At 59.2% G+C, this 16,738-nt stretch carries 14 protein-coding genes; 5 read left to right on the top strand and 9 right to left on the bottom strand.

Annotation, left to right across the window (positions count from 1 at the left end):
• Positions 1–20: 20 nt before the first annotated feature.
• The 3 genes from F3G95_RS00565 to F3G95_RS00555 are packed head-to-tail and all read left to right on the top strand — an operon-like array spanning position 21 to position 3,849.
• Complete coding sequence (locus F3G95_RS00565) at positions 21–1,817, top strand: Na/Pi cotransporter family protein (protein WP_149793344.1); 1,797 nt, start codon at positions 21–23, stop codon at positions 1,815–1,817.
• Positions 1,814–2,503 (top strand): response regulator transcription factor, encoded by a 690-nt coding sequence (locus tag F3G95_RS00560; protein WP_149793343.1) that lies wholly within the window; start codon positions 1,814–1,816, stop codon positions 2,501–2,503. Before F3G95_RS00565 ends, F3G95_RS00560 begins: the two co-directional genes overlap by 4 nt.
• Complete coding sequence (locus F3G95_RS00555) at positions 2,500–3,849, top strand: ATP-binding protein (protein WP_149793342.1); 1,350 nt, start codon at positions 2,500–2,502, stop codon at positions 3,847–3,849. The genes F3G95_RS00560 and F3G95_RS00555 overlap by 4 nt, the downstream gene beginning before the upstream one ends.
• Here the strand turns inward: F3G95_RS00555 and F3G95_RS00550 are convergent.
• The 3 genes from F3G95_RS00550 to F3G95_RS00540 are packed head-to-tail and all read right to left on the bottom strand — an operon-like array spanning position 3,846 to position 7,105.
• Positions 3,846–4,820, bottom strand: coding sequence for a hypothetical protein (locus tag F3G95_RS00550; RefSeq protein ID WP_149793341.1), 975 nt, complete (start codon positions 4,818–4,820; stop codon positions 3,846–3,848). The genes F3G95_RS00555 and F3G95_RS00550 overlap by 4 nt on opposite strands.
• Positions 4,817–5,659, bottom strand: coding sequence for a hypothetical protein (locus F3G95_RS00545; RefSeq protein WP_149793340.1), 843 nt, complete (start codon positions 5,657–5,659; stop codon positions 4,817–4,819). The genes F3G95_RS00550 and F3G95_RS00545 overlap by 4 nt, the downstream gene beginning before the upstream one ends.
• Positions 5,660–7,105 (bottom strand): spore germination protein, encoded by a 1,446-nt coding sequence (locus tag F3G95_RS00540; protein WP_149793339.1) that lies wholly within the window; start codon positions 7,103–7,105, stop codon positions 5,660–5,662.
• 72 nt (positions 7,106–7,177) lie between these two features.
• Here F3G95_RS00540 and F3G95_RS00535 point away from each other — a divergent pair, with 72 nt between their 5' ends.
• Positions 7,178–7,870, top strand: a complete 693-nt coding sequence (locus F3G95_RS00535; protein WP_149793338.1) for a DUF421 domain-containing protein — start codon at positions 7,178–7,180, stop codon at positions 7,868–7,870.
• A gap of 10 nt (positions 7,871–7,880) precedes the next feature.
• A complete protein-coding gene (locus F3G95_RS00530; RefSeq protein ID WP_149793337.1) occupies positions 7,881–8,249 on the top strand; it encodes a DUF4363 family protein in 369 nt (122 codons plus the stop codon).
• 343 nt (positions 8,250–8,592) lie between these two features.
• Here F3G95_RS00530 and nrdR read toward each other — a convergent pair whose 3' ends face one another.
• The 6 genes from nrdR to tig all read right to left on the bottom strand — a co-directional run bounded on the left by nrdR (position 8,593) and on the right by tig (position 16,537).
• Complete coding sequence (gene nrdR / locus F3G95_RS00525; protein WP_149793336.1) at positions 8,593–9,054, bottom strand: transcriptional regulator NrdR; 462 nt, start codon at positions 9,052–9,054, stop codon at positions 8,593–8,595.
• A 46-nt stretch (positions 9,055–9,100) separates the two neighbouring features.
• The gene (gene secF / locus F3G95_RS00520; RefSeq protein ID WP_149793335.1) at positions 9,101–11,434 is read right to left on the bottom strand and encodes a protein translocase subunit SecF; all 2,334 of its coding nucleotides are present in this window, start codon (positions 11,432–11,434) and stop codon (positions 9,101–9,103) included.
• 156 nt (positions 11,435–11,590) lie between these two features.
• Positions 11,591–12,871 (bottom strand): aminotransferase, encoded by a 1,281-nt coding sequence (locus tag F3G95_RS00515; protein WP_149793334.1) that lies wholly within the window; start codon positions 12,869–12,871, stop codon positions 11,591–11,593.
• Between the two features lie 226 nt (positions 12,872–13,097).
• A complete protein-coding gene (clpX, locus tag F3G95_RS00510) occupies positions 13,098–14,429 on the bottom strand; it encodes an ATP-dependent Clp protease ATP-binding subunit ClpX (protein ID WP_149793333.1) in 1,332 nt (443 codons plus the stop codon).
• A gap of 40 nt (positions 14,430–14,469) precedes the next feature.
• Positions 14,470–15,069, bottom strand: a complete 600-nt coding sequence (clpP, locus tag F3G95_RS00505; protein WP_015564088.1) for an ATP-dependent Clp endopeptidase proteolytic subunit ClpP — start codon at positions 15,067–15,069, stop codon at positions 14,470–14,472.
• Between the two features lie 151 nt (positions 15,070–15,220).
• Positions 15,221–16,537 carry a trigger factor gene (tig, locus tag F3G95_RS00500; RefSeq protein ID WP_149793332.1) on the bottom strand — a complete coding sequence of 439 codons (1,317 nt, stop codon included), beginning with the start codon at positions 16,535–16,537 and terminating at the stop codon, positions 15,221–15,223.
• Positions 16,538–16,738: the final 201 nt, after the last annotated feature.

Raw genomic sequence — 16,738 nt, 5'->3', positions numbered from 1 at the left:
CAACAAGCGAGGAGTAAAACATGACTCTATTCAATGTCTTTTCTCTGCTGGGCGGTCTGGCTCTGTTCCTGTTCGGCATGGACATCATGGGCAAAGCCCTTGAGAAACAGGCCGGCGGCCATCTGCAGAAGATCCTGAGCAAGCTGACGGATAACCCCCTCAAGGGCTTCTTCCTCGGTCTGTGCGTGACCGCCATCATCCAGAGTTCCAGTGCTACCACCGTCATGGTGGTCGGCTTCGTCAACAGCGGCATCATGGAGCTGCATCAGGCCATCGGCATCATTATGGGCAGCAATGTGGGTACCACTGTCACCAGCTGGCTGCTGAGCCTTTCCGGCCTGCAGGGCGACAGCATCTGGATCCAGATGCTCAAGCCCACCTCCTTCAGCCCCATACTCGCCTTCATCGGCATCCTGCTCTATATGGGCAAGAATGAGAAGAAAAAGGGCATCGGCACCATCCTCATCGGCTTTGCCATCCTGATGACCGGCATGACTACCATGTCCAATGCCGTCGAGCCCCTGCAGGGTGAGGCATGGTTCACCAACCTCTTCGTCCGCTTCTCCAATCCCATCCTCGGCGTTCTGGTGGGCGCACTGGTCACCGGCATCATCCAGAGTTCCAGCGCCAGCGTCGGCATCCTGCAGGCACTGAGCGCTACCGGCGTCATCACCTACGGCAGCGCTATCCCCATCATCATGGGTCAGAATATCGGCACCTGTGTCACCGCGCTGATTTCTTCTGTGGGCGCAAATAAGAATGCCCGCCGTGCCGCCATGGTCCACCTCTACTTCAACATCATTGGTGTCACGGTCTTTCTGGCCGGTTTCTACGGTCTGAACGCCGTGGTCCACTTTGATTTTGTGAACGAGACCATCGCCGCCTGGGGCATTGCTGTGGTCCACTCCGCCTTCAACATCGCGGCCACCCTCATCCTTCTCCCCTTCGCAAATGGTCTGGAAAAGCTGGCCATCCTCACCATCCCCGACGACGCCGAAAAAGAGAGCTTTGCTCTGCTGGATGAGCGTCTGCTGAACACCCCGGCTGTGGCCGTGGCCCGCGCCCACTCTGCTACTGCTGACATGGCCGAGCTGGCCCGTGTGGGCGTCATGCAGGCCATGAGCCTGACCCACACCTGGGATGATGCGCTGGCCCAGAAAGTCCGGGATGAGGAGAGCAAAGTTGACCAGTACGAAGATGCTCTCGGCACCTATCTGGTCAAGCTGTCCAGCCGTGAGCTGAACCATGCGGACAGCCAGAGCGTGAATACCCTGCTCCACACCATCAGCGATTTCGAGCGCATCAGCGACCATTCCGTGAACCTTCTGGAATCCGCGCAGGAGATGCACACCAAGGAGGTCAACTTCTCCACCGATGCCCGCGAAGAGCTGCAGGTGCTTGAGGACGCCGTGCAGGACGTGCTGAACCGCACCACTGACGCCTTCCGCAAAGATGACCTGCATCTGGCAAGCAAGGTCGAACCTCTGGAGACCGTCGTGGACGAGCTGGTGCGTGCCATCAAGGCACGGCACGTCGCCCGCCTGCAGGCCGGAAGCTGTTCCATCGAGTATGGCTTCGTGCTGGAAGACCTGCTGACCAACTACGAGCGCGTCTGCGACCACTGCAGCAACGTGGCAGTTGCCCAGATCGAGGTGGCGCAGGACAGCTTCGACACCCACGCCTACCTCAACGACCTGCGCAGCGGCCATGCCTCCACCAAGGAGAGCGAGCAGTTCCAGCGCCGCCTGAACCGCTACCGTGAGCGCTATCTCTTCCCCGACGAAAACGTCACCGAAACGGAGGACAAACAGGCATGATCTATATCGTAGAAGACGATTCAGCCATCCGTGAATTAGAGCAGTATGCATTACAGTCCAACGGCTACGAGGCCGTGGGCTTCGAGTCCTCGGAGCCGTTCTGGCAGGCCGTCCACACCACGCCGCCGGAACTGGTCATCCTGGACGTGATGCTCCCCGGTGAGGACGGCTTCTCCATCCTGAAAAAGCTCCGCGCCGCCCCTTCCCTGCGGCGTCTGCCCATCATCATGATAACAGCCAAGTCCAGCGAGCTGGACACCGTGCGCGGCCTCGACTGCGGCGCAGACGACTACATCACCAAGCCCTTTGGCATCATGGAGTTCCTGAGCCGGGTGCGGGCAGCCCTCCGCCGGGCAGAGCCCGAGGCGCGGCCCAACGTCTACAGTTTCCGGGAGATCCTGCTGGACAATGCCCGCCACAGCGTCACTGTCAGCGGCGCACCGGTGGAGCTGACCTACAAAGAATACAGCCTGCTCCGCCTGCTGCTGGAAAACACCAACCTTGTCGTCACCCGCGAGACCATTTTGCAGGTGGTGTGGGGTACTGACATCTCAGTGGAGAGCCGGACTGTGGATATGCACATCCGCACCCTGCGCAAAAAGCTGGGCGACGCCGGAAAGTACATCTGCACGGTGCGGAAAGTGGGCTACAAGCTGACGGACAGCGAGGAGGAGCTCGAACAATGAAACCACGCAGCATGGAAGAAAAAATAAGCTATCTGCTGTTTCTGATGGGCTTTGCGGGGCTGGTGTGTACCGCTGCGCTCTGCATCTTTGTGTTCCACAAGGCGTTCCGGGAGCAGGCCTGGACAGCCCTTGAGCGGGAAGCCGACCTTGTGGCTGCCGGCTGTGCGCAGGTGGACGCCCCCAGCCAGCTGGAAACTTATGTGGACGGCTCGCTGCGCATCACTCTCATCGCCTCGGACGGCAGTGTGCTTTTTGAGTCGGCCACCAACCAGCCGATGGAGAACCATCTGAGCCGCCCCGAGATACAACAGGCCATGAAGAGCGGTGTGGGCCGCGACTGCCGCGACTCCCAGACGCTGGGCTATGAGACTTATTATTACGCCATGCTGCTGACGAACGGAGACATCCTCCGGGTGGCACAGGATTCTGAGACGATCTGGTCGATTTATGACGCCGCTCTGCCTGCCATCGTGCTGAGCTGTTTCCTGATGATGGGCGCAGCCGCCATCATTGCCGGACTGCTGACCAAGAGCCTCGTCCAGCCTGTGCTCAAGATGACCGATGACCTCGATCACATCCAGGAGAATGTCCCCTACAAGGAGCTTATCCCCTTTGCCGAGAGCATCCACTCCGACCGGATGCTGCGGGAAAATAACGAGAAAATGCGGCAGGAGTTCACGGCCAATGTCAGCCACGAGCTGAAAACGCCTCTGACCAGCATCTCCGGTTATGCAGAGCTCATCGAGACCGGCATTGCAAAACCCGAGGATACGCCGGGTTTTGCCCGCAAGATCCATGTAGAGGCCAGCCGGATGATACAGCTGGTCAACGATATTCTGCAGCTCTCCCACCTCGACAATGTGAGCGAGACGGGTGCTGCGCCTGCAATGGAAACGGTCGATCTGCTGGATGTGGCTCGCGAGTGCGTGGAGCGCCAGAAGGTCAACGCCCGGCACTCCTATATCTCCCTGACCTACCTCGGCGAAAGCGCCCCTGTGACAGGCAGCCGCAGCCTGCTGGATGAGCTGTGCCAGAACCTCTGCGACAACGCCATCCGCTACAACCGCCCCGGTGGAAAAGTCCAGATCATCACGGCCTGCACCCGGGACGGTCATTGCACCCTGACCGTGAAGGACAACGGCATCGGTATCCCGAAAGAGGCGCAGAACAGCGTGTTCGAGCGCTTCTACCGGGTGGACAAGAGCCGCAGCAAAGCCACCGGCGGCACCGGTCTGGGTCTGGCCATCGTCAAACACATCGCCCGCATCCACAACGCCCGCATCAAGCTGGACAGCGTTGTGGACGAGGGTACCACCATCACCGTGATCTTCGAAACGGCTTCTTAAAATTTCATGAGCTTCACGTCTGCCCGAATTTCCGGGCAGACGTTTTTTGTTGTGAGCGCAAAGTGACCGTCACGCAGTGCCTGATGCGCACCGAGTCCGGAGATGTCCAGCCCCAGCGTCCAGCAGCGGCGGACGGTGTCCGCACAGAGGGCTTCCAGTTCTGCTTCGGCGTCGGCAGGCAGGGCATTATTGCGTGAGAGCGCGTTCACCCGGAGAAGAAAGCTCTCCCCTTCCCGCTCCACGCCGCAGAAAGCCCGGCGCAGGCGGAGCGGCCCAGATTCCAGAAAGAAACGATGCTCCCCTGTATCCGTCCAGCTTTTGCCCTGCAATAAGAGTGCCATTTCCGTCTGGGACTCGGTCAGCTGGCCGGTCTGTTCCGGGGTGATGATGAGGGCTTCGGGCCTGTAATGTGCGTCCTCGTCTTCCAGCTCCACGACAGGCAGGATGAAGCCGCTGCTCTGCTGATAGAGCCGGGGCGCGGCCGGGGCAGCGTTTTTGACGCATTGCAGGAGATTTTCCGGCAGGACGTCTGATCCATCGGCCCGCTCTTTCAGTGTCTCTACCGAAAAACTTCCCCCAAACACCCGGGACGCCAGCCGCCCGTAGGGTCGATGGAGAAACAGTTCTTCACAGGCAGGCAGCGTCTGCCGCACCGAATCCAGCCCGGCCAGAAGATATTCGCAGAGCCGCCAGTCCGCCCGCTGGGGCAGGGCTTCCTCAGCGGCAGAAATGGCAGAAGAAAGCTCGGAGCCTCGGCCAATACAGAGACGGATGGCGGCTTTGGCCTCGGAGGAATCGGCGGAGGCTTCCGGGAACTGGTACAGCAGACCCACTGTCCAGCTGTCGCCGTTCGTCTCGACGAGAAGGGCGCGTATCATGCTTTTTTCGGTGTTGTCCCAATGCAAAAAGAGACAGAGCCAGACGACGAGGACGCCTGCGGCCATCAGCCGCAGCCAGCCCCGGCGGGTCATTGTACAGCCTCCGCATTTACAGGCCCTTCGGCAAGGCGCTCACAGAGCAGCCGGACGGCACGGACGATAAAGCCGAAGCGGAAGATCGCCGCCGCCAGCCAGAGGAGCAGGAACGCGGCATCAAAGCGGGAGATGCCGCCGAAGCTCCACGCCCGCAGCAGTTCATAGCCAGGGTAAGCCTGCGGGGCACCGAAAAGAAGGGCCAGCCCCAGCGCATAACCCGAGGAAATGACGGCAGCGATGATTGGAAGCCACACGACAGGCTTTTTACTGATCTTCGCATTATTTTTTCTCATACAGAGAAGTGGAAAGGAGAAATATTCCGGGTAAAAAGATGCATCCGGAAGCACAAACGAATGTGCCGTCTCACCTGTCACGAGCACCTGCCATTGCAGCTGTCCGGCCAGCCCCAGCACACAGAACACGATACCCAGCACTACGAGCCACCCGAGGACGGAGGCCATCCGGTCATACAGCTCACAGCCGAGGCTCCACCCTGCCCAGAGAAAGAACGGCAGCAGACCGATGAAGGCCATAGACGCAAACTGTTCCCAACAGGCTTGTTGGAGCATTGCAGCCGTCCGGACAAGTTCGAAGAGATACCAGAGCAGAAAGACGGCACAGATGCACTTTCCTGCAAAGCCCGGGCGGTTCAGACGGGAGGCGTTGACCGAGACGAGCGCGGCAAGGAGCACGAAGGCCGCTGCCGCCAGTACATTGCTCAGCAGGACGGCGCGGACGGAGCCGGTCTGCCCTGCCCCGAAGATGGCGCGGCCCAGCTCTGCCACCGCGACGCTGAGTGTCAGCGTCTGGGCCGAGAATGTCTGTTTTTGCTGCATTCAGGAACCCCTCCTTTGCCAGATGGTGAATGGGCGGCGGGACAGCGCCCGATAGTTGCGGCGGACGACGCCGTCACCCGAAAAGACTGCGCCCGAAAGATAGGGTACCCCCATCGCGGAGATGGACGTCAGTGCGGCCAGCACGCCCAAGGCCGCACACACCAGACCTACCGGCCCGGCCAGACCGGCGGCCAGCGTAACGCCCAAGCGCAGCAATGTGGCCGGTTCGTACAGCGAGGGCGTCACAAAGACCGAGATGGCCGTGATGCTGGCTACGAGAATAACCGGCGTGCTCAGCAGTCCGGCCCCGATGGCGGCGTCACCGATGATGAGTGCCGCGACAAGGCTCACCGAGTGGCCCAGCGTCTGGGGCATCCGAAGCCCGGCCTCCCGGATGATCTCCAACAAGATGATGACCAGCAGCATCTCGGCAAAGAGCGGCAGAGGCGTCGCCTTTTCTGCCGCCGCGATTTTGAATAATAACTGCGGTGGGATGAGCTCGGGCAGATAGACCGCCAGACAGACAAAAACGCCCGGCAGGAAGATGCTGAGATAAAACGAGCCATACTTCAGGACGCGCAGGAACGACGAAAAAACTGCCGTGGTGGCGTAGTCGTCGAGGCAGTCGAAGTTCTCGCAGAAAAGGGACGGCAGCACCAGCGCCGAGGGGCTGCCGTTGACAAGGATGATGATTTTTCCCTCACAGAGCTTTGCGGCGGCGGATGCCGGGCGCTCGGTATAGCTCACTGGGGCAAACAGCCGCCACCTGGCCGGGAAAAGCCACGGTACAAAGTAGCTGGAATCCAGCAGGACCTCCGGCTTTGCCTCCTGGAGCGTCCGGCGCACCCGCGCCACCGCCGTCTTGCCGGCCTTGTCTTTGCAGTAGCAGATGGCGTATTCGGTCTTCATGGCACAGTCGGCCTGTGCGGTCTCCATCACAAGGGTGTCGGTGCGGATGAGGCGGCGCAGTAAACTCAGGTTGACCCGCAGCAGGTCGGCAAAGCCCTCCCGGGAACCACGGAGGTTTCCTTCCCCGGAGGGCTCTTCCACCGAGCGCGATTTCAGCCCCTGCACCGAGAAGACAAGCCCCTTTTTGCACCCTTCCAGCAGAAGCACGGCCATGCCGGCGGTCATGCGGCGGATGAGGTCGTCCATGTCCTTGACCGGGCCGTCCTCGGCGGGCAGACCGGAATGGTTCATCAGCAAATCATACACCTGCGTGCCGGTGTGAGGTATCCGCTCCGGCTCGAGGCTGGGCGTGTGACGGGTGGCGGCGTCCAGTAAAAGCGACCAGAGCGACTCGAGGCTGGCCATATTGTCGAAAAGGACGATGGCCCCCGGGCAGTGATAAAGCTCGATGCGCTTGGCATAAAAATCCGCCGAAGCGCCAAACCTAGCGTTGAGCGCCGCCAGATTCTCTTCCAGCGACGAGGAAAGCTGCAGCATACGGTATCCCCCTTTTCCTGCCAGTATTCCCCCACCAACGGTGCTTATTCAACCCACAAGGAGGGCCTTCTCGTGAAGCTTCTGATTTTCCGTACTCTGCTCATCTATCTCTGCGTTCTGTTCGCCATGCGGCTGATGGGCAAGCGTCAGCTGGGCGAACTGCAGCCCGAAGAGCTGGTATCTACTATCCTCATCTCAAATCTGGCGTCCATCTCCATCGAGTCGGAAGAAGTGCCGGTGACGGCCAGCCTCATTCCTCTCTTCCTCATCGCGGCTTTAGAGCTGCTGGGGTCGGCGCTGAGCTTCCGCAGCCAGAAATTTTTCAACCTGATGTCGGGCCGTCCCAAGACGGTCATCCTGGACGGACAAATCGACCAGAACGCTCTGCGCACCCTCCGGCTGACGACTGCCGACCTGCTGGAGGCACTGCGCGGCAAAAACATCTTTGACCCCCGGGATGTCTCCTACGCCGTGGTGGAGACGAATGGCAGTCTCTCGGCGGCACTGCGCCCTGAGAAAGAGACCGTTACCCTCGCTGACTTGCAGCTGAAAGTGGAGCACAGCCACGCGACTATCCCCTTCGTGCTGGACGGACAGGTGCTCGAGGAAAATCTGCACTGGTGCGGCAAAGACCAGGACTGGCTCGAGCGGACAGCGCAGGCCAATACCCTGCTGCCGGAGGAAATTCTGCTTTTAGTGGGCAACGAGACGGAGGACTATTTTCTGCTGAAAAAAGAGAGCCGCCGCAAGGGCAGCTCCCAGTGAGAGGTGTGGAATGAAGCGAATTTATGCGTGTCTGTGCATTGTGGCAGTGCTGCTGGGTGTGGCCTTTTACAGCAGCTGGCGGGTGCAGAAGTTTGCAGAGGATATTTCGGACGACATCGACAATGCCATGGAGGACATCCGGGACGAGGACCTCCCTTCCGCGCGGCAGGCACTGGCCGAGGGCGCTGAACTCTGCGACAAAATGCGGGAAGGGATGAATCACCTGCTCCGCACGCAGGACTTCACAGAACTGGAAGCTGCCCTTCGCGCTGCGGACGGACATCTCGAACTGAACGCCCCCGAAGAAGCATTTGGTGAACTGCGCCGGGCGCAGGTTCGGGTGGAGACGCTGGAATGGCTGTCACGTAGACTTGTGTAATTAAATCGTCAGGACGCGGTTATATTTCGTGTAATCTATATTATTCGAAATTATGCCGTCTCGTCCCGGCGCAAGATGAGTCTTATAAAAGGGATTTCATCTGCAAGGTCATCCGATATTTCCATTGCGTTATCATTGTTTTTCTCTGTAACAATTCTATTTATAAGAGGCTGCCATTAAGTGTCCCTGGCTATATGGATTTTTATATATCCCATCTTTCAGCGTATCTTTCGAAAGATACAGACCTTATAGAAAGGGCTCTTTTCCCGTGTCCCAAAGGCGCAAAAAGCGCCCCATCCCCTGCCCTGCGGCAGAGAATGGGGCGCTCGTGCTTTTTTACACTTTACTTCTTACGGTCGCCCATCAGCTTTTTCAGCTCATTGAAGAAGCTTTCGACGTCCGCGAACTGCTGATAGACCGAGGCAAAGCGGACATAGGCCACCTCGTCGATTTTCTTCAGCTCCTGCATGGTCAGCTCACCGATGCGAACACTCGTCACCTCGCGGTCATAGGTGCTCATCAGGGTCTGCTCGATGCTGCTGACGGCGCGTTCCAGAGACTCGTAGCTCACCGGACGCTTGGCGCAGGCCCGAAGCATCGCATTGAGCAGCTTCTGCCGGTCGAACGGCTCACGGGAGTTATCCTTTTTGATGACGATGAGCGGCACCGTTTCCACGACCTCGTAGGTCGTGAACCGCATATGGCAGTTCAGGCACTCCCGGCGGCGTCGGATGCGCTCGCTGTCTTCGGTAGGGCGGGAGTCGATGACTTTGGATTCCTCAGCGCCACAATAGGGGCATTTCATGGTCGTTCCTCCTAGATTCAGGACAGATTTGCGTCAGGATAGAAGCTCAGTTTTTCTTTGCGTTTTTGCGCTCGCTCCAGGCCACCCATGCGGAAGTGGAGACACACAGCGAAGTGTACACGCCGCTGAGCATACCCATCATCAGGGGGAAGGCAAAGGTGAAGATGCTGTCCAGACCGTACAGCTTGGAGACGATGCACATCACACCCAGAGCCATCACCGTGGTGACGGTGGTGATGATGGTACGGCGGGCAGACTGGTTGACGGAATGGTTGACCAGCTCTTCGAAGCTGGCCTTCTTGCCCAGCAGGCCGCGGTTCTCACGGATACGGTCGTAAACGACGACGGTATCGTTGATGGAGTAGCCGAGGATGGTGAGCATGGCGGCGATGAAATTGCCGTCCAGCGGGGCGCGCAGCAGCACGAAGGTGCCGAACACCACCATCAGGTCATTGAGCAGGGCCAGAACAGCCATCATGCCGCCGGTGAGGCCGCCGATCTTCTTGAAGCGGTAGGCGATGTAGGCGAGGATGAGCACCAGTGCGAACACCACGGCCACCAGACTCTTCTGAAGGAACTTGGTACCCATTGCGGCGCTGACATTGCTCAGAGAGAGCTGTGCAAAGGAGTTGTCCGGGCAGCTCTCATTCAGGGAGTCCAGCAGGGTCTGCACTTCGTCGGTGGTGACAGTCTCGGTGCCGGGCATCGAGATTTTCAGAGTCTGCTCCCCTGTCGCGACGTTCTCGCCGGTCTGCAGGGTCAGGCCGTTGCTGCCCAGTGCCTCGGAGGCGGTCTTCTGGACGGCAGACATCTCAAAGCTGTTCTCGTAGCTCAGGGTGATCATCGCACCGCCGGTGAACTCGGTGTCCAGATGGACGCCCAGCACCACAGCGCAGAGGACGATGGCTGCCATCAGGCAGGCGGAGAAGGTCAGGAAGCGCTTGCGCAGGCCAACGAAGTCGACCTGCTTCTTCTCTGCCGGGGTCTTGCCGGGAGCATCGGCACCGTAGAGGCGGGGGTCACGCAGAGCCTTGATAGAGGCAGCACCCCGGATCATGGTACGGGTAGCGAAGATACCGAACACGAAGTTGAGCAGCACACCGGTGAGCAGCGTGTAACCGAAGGCGTAGATGGTGCCTGCGGTCGAGGGGCCGAAGGCGAAGAAGACGAAGTGCAGGGCCTTGGCGAAGAAGCCGTCAGACGGGCCGAAGGCACCCATCAGCACGATGGCGACGATAACGATGGTCACGTTGCCGTCGATGATGGGAGTCAGGCCGCGGGCGAAGCCGCTCTTGAGAGCGCCGTCGAGGCTCTTGCCGCTGCGCAGCTCTTCCTTGATGCGCTCGGCAGTGATGACGTTGGCGTCAACACCCATGCCGATGGCGAGGATGATGCCGGCGATGCCGGGCAGGGTCAGGGTGAAGCTCTCAAACACCGAGAAGTAGCCGGAGACGAAGGCCAGCGTAGCCGCCACCTGACCGGCCAGAGCGATGCAGGCCAGGAAGCCGGGCAGACGGTACAGAGCCGTCATCAGCACCACGATGAGGGCGAAGGCGATGACGCCGGCCAGCACCATGGCGCTCAGGCTGTTCTCGCCCAGACTCGGGCTGATGGTGGAGTAGCTGTCCACCGTCAGCGCAAAGGGCAGAGAGCCGGAGTTGATCTGGCGGGCCATCTTGACAACGTCCTCCTGCGTGAAGGGGCTCGACGCAGAACTGGTGATGATGGCAGAGCCGTCGGTGATGGCGGCGTTGACGCTGGCGGTGCTGACGTTCTCGTCGTCCAGCCAAATGCTGATGGTGCCGCCGGTCTGATACAGGCGGGTGGTCGCGTCGCCGAATGCTTTGGCGCCCTCATCGGTAAACTTGAGCGCCACATAGTACTCGGAGCTGCTGCCGTTGACGGGGCCGTACTGTGCAGCTGCGCTCTCCACCATCGAACCGTCGAGGACGAGCTCTCCGTCTGCACTGCTCCCCTCGCGGAAGGTCAGATAGGCAGTGGTGCCGATCTCCTCAATGGCGGCCTCGGGGTCGAACTCCGTCTCGCCCGACTGCCACGGGAACTCGAGGATGAGGCTGTCGGAGTTGTTGTCCACATACAGCTCATAGTCGGTCACGTTGAGGGCGACCAGACGGTTCTCGATGACCAGCTGAGCAGCCTCGAGCTGGTCGTCGGTGGCGTCATAGCCGTCGGAGGGGACGAAGGTGACGTTGACGCCGCCCTTGATGTCCACACCAAAGCGGATGTCTTTCGCGCCCTTGATGTAGGTTGTGGTCACATCACCGTACTTGACTGCGACGCCAAAGAATGCCGTATAGACAAACGCCGCGATCAAAAGCACAGTGAGGACAAGTTGCCATGCTTTGCCTTTAGTTTTCATATGAATCGGGAAACCTCCAAATATAATAAGAAGCTGTTTTCATAACCATTGCACACCGCCTGAACTGCCTTTTGGCGCACTCTGGCTATGAAAACAACTTCCAAATCCCCGCTGCGCCGTCAGAGCGGCAGCACAGCGGGGATCTTGTGCGATGAATCAGGCTTTCTCAGCCAGCAGCTTCTCGACTGCGGCCAGACGGACGCAGACACAGAGCAGGTCGGACGCAGTCTCCACTTCGTCCAGGCTGGGATAAGTGGGCGCGATGCGCAGATGGGCATCGTCCGGGTCCTTGTGGTAAGGGTAAGCGGAGCCTGCGCCGGTGAGGGTCAGGCCGCAGTCCTTGCACAGCTGGGCCACACGCTTGGCGCAGCCAGGCATGACATAGAGGCTGATGAAGTAGCCGCCCTTGGGGTTCGTCCAGTGGGCGATGTCGCCGCAGGGAGTCAGCTCCTCATTGAAGGCCGTCTTGACGGCATCAAAGCAGGGTACCAGACGGCGGCGGTGCTTTGCCATGTGGGCCAGAACGCCTTCCTTGTTCTTGAGGAAGCGGACGTGACGCAGCTGGTTCATCTTATCATAGCTGATGATCATGACCGAGAAGCGCTTGCAGATGTACTTCATCATGGCTTCGCTGCAGGCCAGTGCAGAGACGCCTGCGCCCGGGAAGGTGATCTTGCTGGTAGAGGTGAACATGAAGACGCGGTCCTCAGTGCCGTACTTCTTGCACTCGTTCAGCAGGACAGGAGTCTCGATGATCTCGTCCGTCAGGTGGTGGACGATGTAAGCCTCATCCCAGAAGATCTTGAAATCAGGAGCAGCGGTCTTCATCCTGGCGAAGCGGTCGATGGTCTCGTCACTGTAGGTGTAGCCGTCGGGGTTGGAATACTGAGGCACACACCAGATGCCCTTGATGGTATCATCCTCAGCTACCAGCTTTTCAACAACGTCCATATCAGGGCCGGTCGGAGTCATGGGAACGCTGATGAGCTCAAAACCGAACTCCTCGGTGATGGCGAAGTGGCGGTCATAGCCGGGTACCGGGCAGAGGAACTTGCGCTTCTCCACCTGCGACCAGGGGCAGGGAGACTCGGGGAAGCCGAAGCAGTAGCCCATAGAGATGAGGTTGTACATGATCTGCAGGCTGGAGTTTCCGCCCACAAAGACTTCCTCGGGTTTGACGCCCATCACGTCGCCGAACAGCTCACGGGCCTCGTGCAGGCCCTCAAGGTCGCCGTAGTTGCGGGCATCGGTGCCGGCGTCGGTGGTGTAATCGGTCATCTGCAGCAGACCCATTGCCAGGTCCATCTGGTGAGGGCCGGGCTTGCCGCGGGCCATATTCAGCTTCAGGCCCATTGCCTGAAATTTCTTGTACTTTTCTTCCAGAGCTGCCTTCTCAGCAGTCAGTTCGTCGCGGGTCATCTCAAAATAATTTGCCATAACACACACTCCTTTATCGTACTTTCTGTTTCCCACAAAATGTCCGGCGCTGCCATCCGCAGAGCAGTCCCATGCCAGTGGACCGTCCCGGTATTCCCCTTGCAATTCCAGACTTTTATAGTTTACTACAATTTGGTCTCGGAAACAAGTCAGATGGCACAAAAAAGCCCCGCCAAAAAGCAAAAAGCTTTCAGCGGGGCTGCTCTTCCCTGCTGTGCGCTGACGCTCAGCTCAGGGAAGTCTGACTCTTATAGCGCTTGCGCACCGCACCGTACTCCATGTGCGCTTCGCCGCCCTCCACGGTGTCCTCGTCGATGGTGACGCGGATGATGGTGGGGTCGTTCGGCACATCGTACATGATGGGCATGAGGATGTTCTCCATCACGCTGCGCAGGCCGCGGGCGCCGGTCTTGCGTTCAATGGTCTTGCGGGCGATGGCATGGAGAGCCTCGTCGGTGATGTCCAGCTCCACATTGTCCATCGACAGCAGCTCTTTATACTGCTTGACCAGACTGTTGCGGGGCTCTTTCAGCACGCGCACCAGCGCATCCTCGTCCAGGTCGTCCAGCACGGTGATGACCGGCAGACGGCCGATCAGCTCGGGGATGAGGCCGAACTTGACGAGGTCGTGGGGTTCGACCTTCCGCAGCAGGGCCTTTTCGGCTTCGCTGGAGTTATCCTTCAGCGCACTGCCGAAGCCCAGTGCAGACTTGTCGGTGCGGCGGAGGATATACTTGTCCAGACCGTCGAACGCACCGCCGCAGATGAAGAGGATGTTGGTGGTGTCGATTTGGATGAACTCCTGCTGGGGGTGCTTGCGGCCGCCCTGCGGGGGGACATTGCTGACGGTGCCTTCCAAGATCTTCAGCAGAGCCTGCTGAACACCCTCACCGCCCACGTCGCGGGTAATGGAGGGATTCTCACTCTTGCGGGTGATCTTGTCGATCTCATCAATATAGATGATGCCGATCTGAGCCTTCTGGACGTCGAAGTCCGCGGCCTGAATGAGCTTGAGCAGGATGTTCTCGACGTCCTCGCCCACATAGCCGGCCTCCGTCAGGGTGGTGGCGTCTGCGATGGCGAAGGGAACGCCCAGCATCTTGGCCAGCGTCTGGGCCAGCAGGGTCTTGCCGACACCGGAGGGTCCCAGCAGCAGGACGTTGGACTTTTGCAGTTCAACGTCTGCACCCTTGCCGCTCAGGATGCGCTTATAGTGGTTGTAGACCGAGACGGCCAGCACACGCTTGGCCTCGTCCTGCCCGATGACGTACTGGTCCAGACCCTCCTTGATCTCTGCGGGGGTCTTGATGTTGATGGCGAGATCATCTGCGGGCTGGATACGCGCCCGGCTGGCGCTGCCGCGGCTGGGGCGGGAGCTGTTGCTGCCCGGATGATCCGGCTTGTCCGAGAGCAGGTCGGCGCAGAGGCCGATGCATTCGCTGCAGATGTTCACGCCGGGGCCGATGATCATCCGCTCCACTTCGTCCTGATGTTTGCCGCAGAAGCTGCAGACCAGATCCTTTTCGTTTTTATCTCTGCCGGAATTGTTATTAGCCATAACCGTTTTTCCTTATCCTGGGTGTATTGCTTTCTGCCGCTCAGCGGTGGGTGATGACCTCATCAATGAGGCCGTATTCTTTGGCCTCCTGCGCAGAAAGGAAGTTGTCGCGCTCGGTATCCTGCTCCACCTTTTCCAGCGGCTGGCCGGTGTACTCGCTGAGCAGCCGGTTCATCTTGGCGCGGGTGCGGATGATGTGGTCCGCGTGGATCTTGATGTCGGTAGCCTGTCCGGACAGACCGCCGCCCTGACCGCCTGCGATCAGCGGCTGGTGGATCATGATCTCAGCGTTGGGCAGAGCGAAGCGCTTGCCCTTGGTGCCGCTGGCCAGCAGGAATGCGCCCATCGAGGCAGCCATGCCCATGCAGATGGTGGAGACATCGCACTTGATATACTGGATGGTATCGTGGATGGCCATACCCGCGCTGATGGAGCCGCCGGGGCTGTTGATATACAGGCTGATGTCCTTATCGGGGTCCTGCCCTTCCAGATACAGCAGCTGTGCCACGACAAGGCTGGCAGAGGTGTCGTTGACATCCTCGCTCAGCACAATGATGCGGTCGTTCAGCAGACGGGAGAAAATATCGTAGGAACGCTCCCCGTGCGCCGACTGCTCGACAACGTAAGGAACAAAACTCATAGGGTTCGCCTCCTGAATGAAAATTATTGTATTTGCAAAATTGACCGATACGGCAAGCGCACATGGGCCGTAGCCGTATCGGTCAATTTCAACAACCTTAGCTTACAGAGCCGGGATCACTCCCTGCCCTGTGTGACCTTGTGCGCCAGAATTACTGAGCGTCCTCGGTCTTCTCGGCCTCAGCGGCCTTCTCCACGACGTTAGCGTGGCTCTTGATGAAGTCGATCGCCTTGTTGATGGCCAGGTCGTGCTTCACCTCATCGACATTGATGAGCTCACGGACCTTGTCCTCTTCCATCTTGTACTGGTCAGCGATGCGCTTGACCTCTGCGTTCAGCTCGTCCTCAGAAGCCTCGATGTTCTCGGCAGCTGCGACAGCCTCCAGAGCCAGACGGATCTTGACCTGCTTCTCAGCCTGAGGCATGAAGGAAGCACGGAACTGGTCAACGGACTGGCCCATATACTTCAGGTAGTCCTCGAGGCGCAGGCCCTGCTGCTCCATGCGGAAAGCAAAGTCGTTGACCAGCTCGTCCATGCGGACATCGTACATAGCCTGGGGGATCTCAGCCTCCATGCCGTCGATGACCTGATCGACCAGAGCGTTCTCGACAGCCAGGTCATCCTGCTTGTCCAGCTGCTCCTGGTTGTTCTTGCGGATGGAAGCCTTGAACTCGTCCAGAGTGTCGTACTCGGAGCAGTCCTTAGCCAGCTCGTCGTCCAGAGCGGGCAGCTCCTTGTACTTGACCTCGTGCAGCTTGATCTTGAAGACAGCGGGCTTGCCAGCCAGCTCAGCAGCCTGGTACTGCTCGGGGAAGGTGACGTTGACGTCGAACTCCTCGCCAGCAGCGTGGCCAACGAGCTGGTCCTCGAAGCCGGGGATGAAGCTGCCGCTGCCTAGGGTCAGGCTGTAGTGCTCAGCCTTGCCGCCCTCGAATGCGACGCCATCCACAAAGCCCTCGAAGTCGATGTCCACGATGTCGCCGTTCTCAGCAGCACCCTCGCGGGTCAGCTCACGGGCGTTGCGCTCCTGCACACGCTTCAGCTCGGCCTCGACAGCCTCGTCAGAAACAGTATGGACAGTCTTCTCAACGGTCAGACCATTGTATGCGCCGATCTTGACTTCGGGCTTGACAGCGACCTTGACGGTCAGGGTAGCGCCCTCAGCCTCGCTGGCGGAGTCAACGCTGACCTCAGGACGGCCGACCGGCTCGATGCCGGCAGCCTTGACAGCCTCTTCGTAAGCTGCGGGGAACAGCTCGTTGATGGCGTCGTAGGTAAAGACATCAGCGCCGTACATCTTCTCGATGAGAGCCTTGGGAGCCTTGCCCTTGCGGAAGCCCTGAACAGGGTACTTCTTGCCCTCCTTCTTGAAAACATCGGCAACTGCAGCCTTGAAAGCCTCAGCGTCGATGGAGAACTGCAGCTCTGCCATGCTCTTCTCGAGCTTTTCGCACTTGATGAAATTCATTTGTGTATCCTCCACTCAAATATTCTATTGCGTTGGGGCAGCGGGAAAACTGCCGCCTGCAACCGCGCACCGCGTCCTTGCTGTTTGCGAAATGCGGGGACGCGCGCGCTCAAATTGGGTGCAACAATCGCGTCACAACTTATTATAGCACGGTCGTGATAGAATTGCCACCCCAAATTTTGACTTTTTGTCATTTCTGCG

It is taken from the genome of Faecalibacterium sp. Marseille-P9312 (assembly GCF_902497445.1).
GTDB classification, from domain to species: Bacteria; Bacillota; Clostridia; order Oscillospirales; family Ruminococcaceae; genus Faecalibacterium; species Faecalibacterium longum.
Note: the sequence above shows the minus strand (reverse complement) of the source record. Positions and strands in the feature narration are given on the sequence as shown.